The sequence below is a fragment of the Chamaesiphon sp. OTE_75_metabat_556 genome (assembly GCF_031378165.1).
Classification (GTDB): Bacteria; Cyanobacteriota; Cyanobacteriia; order Cyanobacteriales; family Chamaesiphonaceae; genus Chamaesiphon.
Genome location: NZ_JANNDR010000360.1, coordinates 1 through 12,258 on the forward strand (window position 1 = coordinate 1; position 12,258 = coordinate 12,258).

At 46.2% G+C, this 12,258-nt stretch carries 13 protein-coding genes; 9 read left to right on the forward strand and 4 right to left on the reverse strand.

The window, feature by feature from the left end; all coding sequences use genetic code 11:
- Together RMO27_RS14470 and RMO27_RS14475 are read right to left on the reverse strand one after the other, a co-directional pair.
- A partial coding sequence (locus tag RMO27_RS14470) for a hypothetical protein (protein ID WP_309733699.1) occupies window positions 1–297 on the reverse strand: 297 nt, incomplete at its 3' end.
- A gap of 93 nt (window positions 298–390) precedes the next feature.
- Window positions 391–561, reverse strand: coding sequence for a hypothetical protein (locus RMO27_RS14475; RefSeq protein WP_309733701.1), 171 nt, complete (start codon window positions 559–561; stop codon window positions 391–393).
- Between the two features lie 102 nt (window positions 562–663).
- Here RMO27_RS14475 and RMO27_RS14480 point away from each other — a divergent pair, with 102 nt between their 5' ends.
- Window positions 664–813, forward strand: a complete 150-nt coding sequence (locus RMO27_RS14480) for a hypothetical protein (protein WP_309733703.1) — start codon at window positions 664–666, stop codon at window positions 811–813.
- A 109-nt stretch (window positions 814–922) separates the two neighbouring features.
- Here RMO27_RS14480 and RMO27_RS14485 read toward each other — a convergent pair whose 3' ends face one another.
- The gene (locus tag RMO27_RS14485) at window positions 923–1,777 is read right to left on the reverse strand and encodes a MerR family transcriptional regulator (RefSeq protein ID WP_309733706.1); all 855 of its coding nucleotides are present in this window, start codon (window positions 1,775–1,777) and stop codon (window positions 923–925) included.
- Between the two features lie 134 nt (window positions 1,778–1,911).
- Window positions 1,912–2,409: a DUF4188 domain-containing protein gene (locus RMO27_RS14490; protein WP_309733708.1), complete on the reverse strand. Its 498-nt coding sequence runs from the start codon at window positions 2,407–2,409 to the stop codon at window positions 1,912–1,914.
- A 404-nt stretch (window positions 2,410–2,813) separates the two neighbouring features.
- On the opposite strand from RMO27_RS14490, the gene RMO27_RS14495 reads away from it, so the two are divergent.
- From RMO27_RS14495 to RMO27_RS14530, 8 genes are all read left to right on the forward strand, one after another.
- Window positions 2,814–3,488: a PadR family transcriptional regulator gene (locus tag RMO27_RS14495; RefSeq protein ID WP_309733710.1), complete on the forward strand. Its 675-nt coding sequence runs from the start codon at window positions 2,814–2,816 to the stop codon at window positions 3,486–3,488.
- 587 nt (window positions 3,489–4,075) lie between these two features.
- On the forward strand, window positions 4,076–4,579 hold the full coding sequence (locus RMO27_RS14500) for a DUF1269 domain-containing protein (protein ID WP_309733712.1): 504 nt from the start codon (window positions 4,076–4,078) through the stop codon (window positions 4,577–4,579).
- Between the two features lie 250 nt (window positions 4,580–4,829).
- Window positions 4,830–5,834, forward strand: a complete 1,005-nt coding sequence (locus tag RMO27_RS14505) for a DUF2382 domain-containing protein (protein ID WP_309733714.1) — start codon at window positions 4,830–4,832, stop codon at window positions 5,832–5,834.
- A 78-nt stretch (window positions 5,835–5,912) separates the two neighbouring features.
- Entirely contained in the window at window positions 5,913–6,530 is a 618-nt protein-coding gene (locus RMO27_RS14510; RefSeq protein WP_309733716.1) for a DUF2382 domain-containing protein, read from the forward strand.
- Window positions 6,531–6,533: 3 nt separating this feature from the next.
- Window positions 6,534–6,713: an SDR family oxidoreductase gene (locus tag RMO27_RS14515; protein WP_309733722.1), complete on the forward strand. Its 180-nt coding sequence runs from the start codon at window positions 6,534–6,536 to the stop codon at window positions 6,711–6,713.
- A 111-nt stretch (window positions 6,714–6,824) separates the two neighbouring features.
- Window positions 6,825–7,829 (forward strand): NADP-dependent oxidoreductase, encoded by a 1,005-nt coding sequence (locus RMO27_RS14520; RefSeq protein WP_309733718.1) that lies wholly within the window; start codon window positions 6,825–6,827, stop codon window positions 7,827–7,829.
- A gap of 97 nt (window positions 7,830–7,926) precedes the next feature.
- Complete coding sequence (menD, locus tag RMO27_RS14525) at window positions 7,927–9,717, forward strand: 2-succinyl-5-enolpyruvyl-6-hydroxy-3-cyclohexene-1-carboxylic-acid synthase (RefSeq protein WP_309733719.1); 1,791 nt, start codon at window positions 7,927–7,929, stop codon at window positions 9,715–9,717.
- Window positions 9,718–9,818: 101 nt separating this feature from the next.
- Window positions 9,819–12,014 (forward strand): phosphoketolase, encoded by a 2,196-nt coding sequence (locus RMO27_RS14530; protein WP_309733721.1) that lies wholly within the window; start codon window positions 9,819–9,821, stop codon window positions 12,012–12,014.
- Window positions 12,015–12,258: the final 244 nt, after the last annotated feature.

The window sequence follows — 12,258 nt, forward strand, 5'->3', positions numbered from 1 at the left end:
TGGCAATTCAATTTTTGTATCACGATCGATCTGATTCAAAACTTGAATTGGCAGCAAGGCAACCACCGAAAAAAGAATAGAGTAAACCAGATAAACTAGATATCCAAACCTTACGGCTGCAGCGTTCTGAATCAGAAGCGGCAGCATTTTATCTGCTGGATCGCCCAAACTCTTGGGCCAGTTAATCGCACTTCCTAAAACAGAGATCGGGACGAAAATTAGCAGGCTTTCAGCAATTAGTAACCACCCAGTGAGAGTGGATAAGGACTTTCTAGCTGACAGATACTGATATGACAAGATAATTTAGGAGTTAAGTGCTATACATGTTTGTACTGAAGATAGAGTCTTACACTATGTGAGAGTCAATGGTGAATTGTACTATGTTTTTAACTAGCACTGCGGGAATTCCCCCGCCATAGGTGTACCCGCCTTGGCGGTGGGATGAAAGCAGGCGAATGAGAGATTGCATCTCCCCACCGCTATTTGCCACCAGCGGAAGCAAGCAGCGGAAGGAGATGTATGAACGAATGAGCAATAAGCATTTTGGCTTAGTACAAACATTTCAAAAATTGATCCAATACGTGTGGAGGTTGATGACCACGCGCGAGCGTCTAAAAGGCCGTTGCATTGAGCAAGCGTAAGTACTAGCGCACTATCCACTAAATGGAACCCGCCACTGGACAAGTCAAACACCATGTAGGCTTCCGACTAAAAACATTTCTGCCTTGGGACACAGGGCGGCTGCGGGGACATCGTTCGCGCGATGTGAGAGTCAGGGCAAGACGGCTGGCCAAACCTCTGGACGCTGTGTAAGACCAAAACATAAATTCGTTTGTGTGGAGGCGACAGCGATTGAAACACGAAATCTAAGGTTTTGAGCGCCAACTCCATAGCGTTAGCTTGGTGGTGGGTAGACTAAGCACTAAGATATGTCACTGATCTCGATCGGAATTTGCAGTTCAATCACCACTGGCTGCTCCCGCACTCGCATAGTCTCCGCTCCAAAGAGATGAATTTCTCTGATTGAACCACTACTTACATATCCGTTAGTACCAATCCAAGTAAAGAGAGCTGCGATGCCTTGTGTAATATCCTGAATCATGCCGCTGTGAAAAATGCTAGCAACTCGATCGCTCGCAGGCAAGTGACGAATAGTAACTTTGTCCTGTCCTGTCTCGCTAACTGGTTCGGACGTCTCTGGAATGACAATGCCAAATTCCATGTCGATATCTGTCGTTGTATACCCTGATGTGTGATAAATTACGGTTTCGCACCCAACTGCTGAAATCTTTTGCTGCTTAAGCCAGCCATATAGCTTGTGAATCAGCATGCCACGATCCTTAGGCATTTCAGGTAAAGATGCTACAGTATGACGAACTGAGGCGATCCTGTAAGTGGGTACAGATTTCACAATTACGTCGTAGGGTGAAGATAGCCCTTCTCGATTCAATTGAACCAATCGAGCAGAAATGCGATTTATCTGTGCTTGAGTATCTTGAATCTGCTGACTTAGCTCTAATTTTTTCGATCTCAATAGCTGTTGTAATTCTTCTAGTGGCAAGTCTTGCTCAAGTAAATCAGCAATTTTTTCTAAAGGTATTCCGAAGTCTTTGAGAACCAAAATCTGATTGAGCCTGGGTAACTGCTCCATTGAGTAATAACGATAATCTGTAACTGGATCGACATGAATCGGCTTTATTAGGTTTAGGCCATCATAGTGGCGTAGCATTCTCACCGAAACTTGTCCAAATCTTGAGAAATCTCCAATTCTTAGCATAAATTCATCACTGAGTTTTTAATATGATACTTGCGAGACATCTGAAGAAGGTGTTTGAAAGTACTCTCTCTTCTCCCCCGAAACTGAAAAATTTTCTCGCGATGAACGTAATTCATGAGTTATCACTATTCTATCTACACAGCCGGCTCATTCTCACCACCTAATCGACGACGGGAAGTCTCTTTTCTACCGACAGATGCTACATGCTGAGTCGCAGCAGCCAAACCAAAGACAGGCATATTTACATAGATTGATTCGGATTGTCCCGGTTGAACTAAATATGTTTCGTGCCAAACACCCACACTCCCATCATTACCAATCGATTGATTGAATCTTCGCCATGGTTCTAAATGGGGATCGTCAGAACTTCGGGCAAAATGTTCTAAATGCTCAAAAGATTTCCAGTAAGTAATCAAAACTACGCTAATCGGTAAGGGGCGAAAGAATGTTTCTTTCCCTAATAAGCCTTTATCTGGGTATTGACGCAAGGAATTTAACATTGGTCCCATTGCTTGTACTGTTGGCACCCATTTATTAATCGCCCAAATATTATTCACCCTTACCCCGATTAAAAAGACGACAAATGATTCATTCATATCTGCACTAAATCTACCAGGTACTACTTTCGGCATGTTTTATTTCTCCTGATTTTATAATTTGGATGGTAAAAAGATAGAAATACTGCTGACTTAATCTGTGAACATTGCTGCGAAATAGATTCGCATTAGTTATTCAATTGTGAGCAAAAATAAATTGATTTAGCGGAAACGCAGCATGATTAAGCTAAGCGGCTATCGTGAGCTGGTTGCTCAGTTTAATCATGCTGCGTTCTCCCATTTAGCCTACTACCTTGTATTTATTTTATCATTCATGGTAAACTGTTTGTATATTTACATATGGTATATTAAATAAATTAAATATGCAAACAGTTGCCTAGGTCACAAGCAATTCCCCTTTGGACATTCTATATATGTCAGTGCTATATTTTCCAAATTCTGATTTGACCTCTTATATGTCACTCCTTTAGCTATCTTAAATGTCTTTATCTCATGCAATTTTGGCAGCTATAAGCAATCAGTCCTGTAGTGGCTACGATCTAGCTAAAAAATTCGATGGCTCGATCGGTTTTTTCTGGAATGCAACCCACCAACAAATCTATCGAGAATTGATCAAATTAGAGAAGCAGAGCCAGATTAAGGCAAAGCTCATCCATCAAGAGCATCGCCCGGATAAAAAGATTTATAGCTTGACTAGTGCAGGTGAAGAGTTCCTGCGAAAGTGGATTGAGACACCAAGTACCGTCGGTCTACTCAAGGACGATCTACTCGTGAAAATATTTGCAGGTTCTGTCGTCTCACCCCAAATACTTGTAGTTGAATTGAAACACCACTACACCCAACATTTAGAAAGTTTGCATATTTATGAAGCACTCGCAGGCAAACATTTTACAGATCGATCCCAGCTTAGTGATGTTGGGCGTTATCAATACATCACACTCCGTCAAGGTATTAGATTGGAGACAGAATGGCTTGCTTGGTGTGAAGAAGCGATCGAACTCCTCGGCATGTCATCAATAATGGGAACTAGCGATCGAGAACTATTAGAAGCACATCCCAAACCAACACAAACAGATCTAGATAATGCCTGGGTTTATACGGAAACCTGTCCTGATGAAATCGCGAATGCGATCTCTGCTAACGAAGCAGATTAGATGTTTAGGCTGGATGCTAACGAGAACTTTGAATTTCCCGTTATCGAAAAACTTATCGATCTAGAAGACATTGGTAAGGTGTAAATAATAATTAGTTAGCCATTGAACGTGCTAATTATAGCCAGCGATGTACATCCGATCGTCTAGTAACCTGAGCTGATTGAGTTCCAGCTTTTCCCTACAGCTTTAGATCACATACTTATCTCGTTCGCGAACAAAATTGGCTAATTCAGTACTGCCAAAAAATCTCTATCGATCGAGCGATCTATTCATCGCGAAATATTAGTGTAACTAGAGAGTGTAGAAGTGCCCAAGCTTGCGACCGTTGCGCAGCGGAGTGCGCACGGCACCAGCACGAACATTGTCAGCGTTGTGTCGTATTCTGTCGTCAGTGTGCTGAGTCTTGCCGTCACATGTTGATGGCAAGACTCAGCATAGCACCGCCCCTACAGATTAAATTGATCGATCGGCAATTTCCAGTGCATAAAGATTGCTAATCTCTACCTGTTGGTGGAGAGAATAACGCCTGATAATTTTTTATAATCGTGAAGTACGACTGCATAAAATTTAAATAAAGGATTGCAACCATGAGTGACTTAATCGTTGTCGGTTTTAAGGATGAGTTCAAGGCAGACGAGGTAATGAACGAATTAAGAAGGCTCCAATCAGAGTACTTAGTTGACCTTGAAGATGCAGCTATTGTCGTCAGAAATCAAGAAGGCAAAGTCAAAATCAAGCAAGCTCAAGAACTAGTTGCTGCTGGTGCCATTAGTGGTAGTTACTGGGGTGTTTTATTGAGCGTACTATTTTTCAACCCCATTTTTGCTTTAGTTGGTGCGGCGGCTGGCGCGCTGTCAGGTGCCTTGTCAGATATCGGTATCGATGACAATTTCATGCGCGATTTGGGCAGCACGATCGAGCCAGGAACATCGGCAATCTTCGTGCTTATCCGCAAATCCACACCCGATCGCGTCTTGGCAGACTTGAGCAAATTTGAGGGCAAAGTTTTGCGGACTTCACTATCTAAAGAAGATGAAGCCAAGCTGCAAGCCGCGCTGAGTAAAGGCGAACCAGTTATGTCTCCGTCCTAACTAAACTCAATAGCTCGATCGAGATCTTAAAGTTACTAGAAACTCGATCGAGCTATGTACTTGAGGAACTAGATTGCGGATTTGACGTTAGCAATGATGTTATTTAGGAGTCATTTAGGAAGGCAAGAAAGACAAGATTTTTTGCTCTCTCTAATGGTGCGAGCGATCTCGGCACATCGAAAGATAACAGGAAATCGTTCGATCTCTATCATTTACAGGTAAAGCAGTCTAAAAATGAGGATTAAATCGGATGGCTCTGTATAAAATCAAAGATTTCGATCCAGACTACAAACAGCATTTTGGCGACGACGATGTGAAAGGGATGGATTTGTACGCTGCCGATGAAAAAATCGGCTCGGTTGAAGATGTGCTAGTCGATGACTACGGGCATTTTCGATACTTGGTTATCAATACCGGGATTTGGATTTTGGGCAAACGCGTGTTGTTGCCAATCGGTCGCGCGCGGATCGAGTATCACCAAAAACGCGTCCATGCCGAAAATCTCACCAAGTATCAAGTTGAGTCGCTGCCAGAATTGACCGATGATACTCTCGTCGATGCTGCCCATGAAGAACGGGTCAGAGGCGTTTATCGCTCTACTGCTCCCACAACTGGTGTCGGCTCTACTCGCGATCGCCGCTACGCAGCTCCTACCGCTGGTGATGAGATGCTCGATCTCGATACTCCCTATGTCGATGGCGAGATCGATTACCCGCGTCAAGCTACACCAGCCCTTACCCCAGTACCCACGCCAGCTCCTACCCCAGATCCTACCCCAGCTCCTACCCCAGTAACCGTCCCCGCACCGGTCGCGGCCACCCCGACAGACGATCGCGACCCCGATCTCTATGCGATGAACGATCGCAACCACCCCAGCTTCAAACTCTATCAAGAGCGACTAATCGCCAGCAAAACCCGTCAGAAAACTGGCGAAGCTGTAATTAGTAAGCATGTCGAGACGGAAACAGCCACGGCCTCCGTCCCCGTTCAAAAAGAGCGCGTCGTCATCGAGCGGATGCCCAGCACTGGTGCCACTACTACAGTTCCTGGCGAAGCTAACTTTAAAGAAGGCGAAGTTTCGCGGCTGGAAGTGTATGCAGAAGTCCCCGAATTTCACAAAGAAGCCTTCGTCCGCGAAGAAGTCAAAGTCAGTAAAGTCGTAGATCGAGAAACTGCGACGACTCAAGAGCAGGTACGCCGTGAAGAAATCGACATCAAAACTGTTGACGATCGACCGATTGTCGATCGCAACTAAATTATCGAGTCTGGGCAAATCGAACCGATCCGCCCAGACTCACTGGCTATCGCTAACAGTTGCCAAGCGAGCTAAACATTGGCTCACTCGACAATCGGGAGTGAATTTTTTTTGACAGATCGACTCACCAACTTATTTTTGGAGCCACTCATGATTTCCGATCGATCTGTAGATACCCAGCCCCAACCGCAGCCGCGACGATCGACAACAGTAGATCCTGCCAATGTACTCACATCAGAAATTTTTCAGTTGTTAGAAGAACGCTTGATGGTCAATCTGACTAGGCGCAAGACTGGGGAAATTGTCGTCCGCAAAGAAGTTGACACTCAAATTTTGTATGTCGAAGTGCCCGTACGGCGCGAAAAACTGATCGTCGAACAAGTCAGCCCCGAATACAAGCTCCTCGCTCAAATCGATCTCGGTCGAGAATATGCGGGTAATGGTAAGCCAACATTTGTTAATAACGATGATGCCATCTTAGTCAGTTCTGAGCCAAAATTCCTACCACTCGATCGCGTGCCCAATGGTCGGGATGTCATCAGCAGCCAAGTCGATTCGCCCCAGGCAGCGATCGATTTATTGACAGCGTTAGCACAGATAGCTAGCGACGATCTCCAGACAATTAGGATCGAAATTGCTCTCAAAGATAATCGCAATCGAGATCGCTACCAAAAGTTATTTGCTAGCGATCTCTAACCGCTGCTTTTAGATGTCGCCGATGATGACTCGATCGATCGCGCTGCCCAAGATTTTGGCGGATATTTGCCCCGACTCGATGTGTTGATTAATAACGCTGGTATCTATCCCGATGAGGATATGAATATCCTGACGATCGATCGCGAATTACTCGATTTGACACAGACGCGGCTCCCAGCCTGAGTGGCGACTTCTTTCGCGATCGTCAACAAATCCCCTTCTAAGTCATGCCAAGACGCTAGGAAAGATCGAATTTGACATGCCAATTAGCATCTCACCAATTAGGAGCCAATTATGACCGAGATCGTCAGTCGCGAAATTCAACTAGCCTCGCGCCCAAATGGAATGCCAACAGCAGCCAACTTTAATCTGGTAGAAACCAAACTGGAACCACTACCAGACGATCGCGTCCTCGTCCGCAATCTCTACATGTCGGTAGATCCCTACATGCGCGGTCGGATGAACGATGCCAAATCTTATGTACCGCCATTTCAATTGGACAAACCACTTGAAGGAAGTGCCGTTGGGGAAGTCGTCGAAGCCCGCGCTGAGGGCTTCAAAGCTGGCGATATCGTTACTTCTAGCTTGGGTTGGCGCGAATACTTCATCGCCGAACCGCAGGCATTGCAACTAGTCAACCGCGAAATTCAACCGCTCTCGATTTATCTAGGTCTGCTCGGTGCGACGGGCTTAACTGCCTGGGCGGGATTGAATCTAGTCGATGTTAAAGCTGGCGAAACGATCTTTATCTCTGGTGCGGCTGGTGCAGTTGGCAATGTTGCCGGACAATTGGCCAAGTTACGCGGCTGCCAAGTTATCGGCTCGGCAGGTTCGGCTGAAAAGATTGAATTTCTGAAGACAGAATGTGGATTCGATCGAGTGTTTAATTACAAAACTGCCCCCGTCCTCGAACAACTTCAGCAAGCAGCCCCAGACGGCATCGACGTCTATTTCGACAACGTCGGCGGCGAAAGTCTCGAAGCCGCACTCTCGGCACTGCGTGTCTACGGTCGCATTATCGCCTGCGGCGGCATCTCTGGCTACAATGCCGAACAGCCTACTCCTGGGCCGAGTAATTTATTCAATATTACGACCAAACGCTTGACGATGAAGGGACTAATCGTCAGCGATTCGCTCCATCTGATCGAGGAATTCCAACGCGAAGTCGGGGGTTATTTCCAGGCGGGTAAATTGCAAAACCAAGAAACGGTAGTCACGGGGATCGATCGAGCCGTAGACGCCTTCCTGGGTCTATTCGATGGCAAAAACATCGGTAAGATGGTCGTGAAATTAGATTAGATGTAAAATTAGTAGTCCGGGATTAAACTTATGTAACAGCGCGATCGATCTTATTTAACCGATCGCCACAGCTTAAATTAGGCGAACTACGAACAACATGAATCAGTTATGGGGATATTTAATCGTCGAAGAATTGGTCAGAAATGGGGTTAATTATTTGATCATTTCGCCCGGTTCTCGATCGACCCCATTAACTGTAGCTGTAGCTCAAAGTCAGCAAGCAAACAAGATTATCTGTTTAGACGAACGTGCGGCAGCTTTTCATGCGATCGGGTATGCCCGCGCGACAGGCAATCCAGCGGTATTAATTTGCACGTCTGGCACCGCAGCGGCGAATTATTTTCCGGCCGTAATTGAAGCAGCAATGGATAATTTGCCGCTGATAATTTTATCTAGCGATCGACCGCCAGAATTGCGCCATACGGGGGCAAATCAGACGATTAATCAGGTGAATTTGTATGGAGATTACCCAGTCTGGCAATTCGATTTACCTTGCCCTACAGCCGAAATTAGCCCCAATATGGTGTTAACGACGATCGATCTGGCTGTATCTCGATCGCGACAAGCTCCAGGCGGAGTCGTACATCTCAATTGCATGTTTCGGGAGCCGTTAGCACCGCTAGACGATACACCTGTCGAAATACCTATGAGTTTGGTGAAGTGGAGTGAAAATCGATTCTCCGGAGGAGAGGCTCCGCCAACGCCATATACTCGTTATGCCGATAAATTAACTATTTCCACTACTGCCGAAATTGAAACTCTAATCGACACGATCGTATCTACTACCAAAGGAATCTTAGTTGTTGGTAAGTTAAAATCCACAGTCGAGATGAATGCGGTTATTCAATTAGCAGCGCGTCTAAATTGGGCTGTTTTTGCCGATGTCCAGTCAGGATTAAGATTGCGTCAGGATTTCCCGAATTTGATTCATTACTTCGATCGATTATTACTTGCCGATCGATCTGTTGAATTAGAGCAGCTCGATACGATCGTCCAAATCGGGACGAGAATTGTCTCACCACAGTTATTGAAGTGGATCGAGAAATATCCACCGACAAATTATATTGCGATCACCGATAATCCCGAACGTTACGATCCCAATCATCTCGTCTCAGCTAGAATCGAATCAGACATTGCTTATCTCTGCGATCGATTGATTCAGCAGTTACCACAGCTTCCCACGTCTGACTGGGTACAGCAACTACGAACCGATTCAGATAAACTTGGGCTGGCAATTACTAACTTTTTAAAAACTCCCCAGCTCACCGAACCCCTCATCGCTCGAACTATTTCCGAACTGATTCCCCGCCAGCATGGATTGTGGGTGGGAAATAGTATGCCGATTCGCGATTTGGATATGTATGGTGTGGGGAAGATCGATCAAGAAAACCACCCCGAAAATCTGCGAATCGGTGCAAATCGCGGTACGAGTGGAATTGAGGGTGCGATCGCTTCAGCAACTGGATTTGCAGTAGGTTTACAGGCTCCAGCGACAGCGATCGTCGGCGATTTATCGAGCCTATATGACTTAAATTCATTCGCATTATTGCAGCACAATTTACAACCCGTAATTGTCATCATTATCAACAATGATGGTGGCGGAATTTTTTCCTTTCTACCGATCGCCAAATCCACCCAGATTTTCGATACTTATTTCGGAACGCCACATGGCTTGGATTTTGCTCATGCAGCGGTGATGTTTAAATTAGATTACTATCATCCCCAAGATCGAGACGAATTGATTCGCGATTATAATCGATCGTTAACAAATAATCGTAGTGCCATCATTGAAGTGACAACCGATCGAGCTAAAAATCTTAGTTTACATCAGGATCTGGTTCAACTGTGCAGTATGGGCGATAGTCAAACAATTCAGCAACCACATTGATTGACAGCTAAATGAATTTGCATCGACCCGAAAATGTGTCACTGACCCAGAATAGCTGGTAGCATCGATCGCAGATCTACTATTCAAAGGCGACTATATTTATGACTACTGCGGTTCAGACTCCAGCATTTGCCGAGGGAATTCAGTATTTTGGGGAATTGCTCCCAGGCTTCGATACTCATGGTAAGACACCAGCGATCGCAACTGGGCAAACAAGCATCGCCAATGCCAACGATCCCGCTGCCGCTTTTCAAACCTTGCTCTACGCCGACGCGCTGCGCTATCTCACCTTACAAGTTTGCGCGAGCAAGGCTTCTGGACATCCTGGCGGATTTGCCAGCCAAGCCGAAGTTTACGCCTCATTGGTAATGCTTGGACATAAGAATATTCTCACGGAAGTCGGACATCATGCACCAGGATTCTATAGTGCCATGTTTCTCGATCGATCCCTTGAAGCAATGGGCATCAGTACCGTTCAGCAATTACGAGATCAGTTCCGCGAGAAAGATGGTTTAATCGGGCACTTGTCTGGCTTTATCCCTGGTATTCTCGCTCCAGCAGGGCCACTCGGTCAAGGTCAACATTTCGCCATGTCTGCGGCGAAATTGCACCCTGGTAAATTATTTCCCTTCACTGTCGGCGATGGTGGTTTGGGCGAGCCGTATATTATCAGTGCGATGCAGCATTTCCATACTGCGTTTCCCACTGTGACAAATTTCTTACCTGTATTGGTGTGGAATGGTTATAGTCAGGAGCATCATAGTATGGTGTCTACTAAGACTAATCAAGAGATGCTGAGTTATTGGACTGGTAACGGGTTTGAAGAAGTCATTATGGTGAATGCCAAGGATTTCGACGACAAAAATCAGACTGGTGAATATGTCGATAGTACGTTATTCTCCTTAGAAAAACGGTTAGCCTTTACTCAAGCAATCTTAGCTGGTGTCGATAAAGCCGCTAAATCTGCCCTCAGTGGGAAATTAACCGTCTTCATCATCAAACAGCTCAAAGGTGCTGGCGTTCACGCCACAGGTTCCAAATCCCATAACCTCTACGCTCACCACACCCTCGATAATGCCGACATTATTAGCGGTTTAAAAACTCGCGCGCTCCATCTCCAAGCGTGGGAACTAGTGCGCACCAATTGCGAACGCGCTGGCGGTGGTTCTTCTTCTAAAGTAGCCACTACCGAATCAGTATTCCCAGTCCCCAGCCTCGGTACGCTCCCGCTCGAAGAATACGCCACAGGCGAAGCCAAAGTCTCAACCACCGCGATGGGGCGATTAGTCGGCTACGTCGGACAAACAGATAAAAACTTCCTCGTCACCAACGCCGACGGGAATGAAGCTTCAGGGATTGCCAATATCAACCAAGCCCTCAAAATCATCCACCCCACCACCGACGATTTATACTTCCAAGCACCCGATGGGCAAGTCTACGAACCCCTGAGTGAAGATGCTTGTGCGGGACTCGCCGCCGGATTGGCTCTGATGGGTGCGCGTACCCTCTGGTGTTCCTACGAATCCTTCGCCATCAATGGTTTACCGATCTGGCAAACCGTCACCCAAGCAATGGCAGAACTGCGCCGCAAGACACCTTCTACCATCACTCTCTACACCGCTGGCGCACTCGAACAAGGACGTAACGGTTGGACGCACCAACGCCCCGAAATCGAAGCCTACTTCGCCTCGATGATGCGCAATGGTAACGTCTTCCCCGTCTTCCCACCCGATGCGAATAGTATCCAAGTCTGCTACGACTGGGCATTAACTACCCAAAACAAAGGCATAGTAATTACCGCGAGTAAATCACCCTTACCCATCCGCACTACTTTCGCCCAAACTCGTCAAGGCTTAGAAGACGGCGCGGTAGTCTTGCAAGAAACCCCTGGCGACAAGCAAGTAGTCTTCGCAGTTATCGGTGACATGACGCTAGCACCAGCGGTTGAAGCCGCTGCATTTTTAAAAACCGAAGGTATCGGCTCAAAAATCGTCTCGATTATCAATCCTCGTCGCCTCTATCGCCCTAGCGATGTCGCGTGGGATACCTGTAGCGAACCTGATGGTGGTTTCCTCTCGGATGCGAAGTTCGCCGACATCTTCGGTGGCAGTGCCTTAATCGGCGTAACAGGTGGCGCACCTGCGATGCTCGAACCAGTGATGTTGCGATCGATCTCACCTCGCGATACCTTCGCCTGGAAACGTGGCGAAACTACGGCTACTGCGGGTCAATTGATGGCATTTAATGGCATCACTGCTGAGGCTTTATCTAAGCGGGGACTAGAGCTGATTAAGTAATTTAGGTTTATCCCTGTCTCCATTTGGGGATGGGGATTTAGTCACATTTCAAAGATGAAAATAGTTGATATATTTACGTGACTGACATCTTAGAACAGGTTAGACTACTCCCTTCCCGCCGGAAGACTACAGAATAAGGTTGTAGATATGTTGAATCGTATTTGAAATTTGAATTGGAGTCTGTAATTGTTGAGTTTCAAAAAAGGTAAGAAGTCTCATTTCAATCTGCTCGATAGTTGTGCCA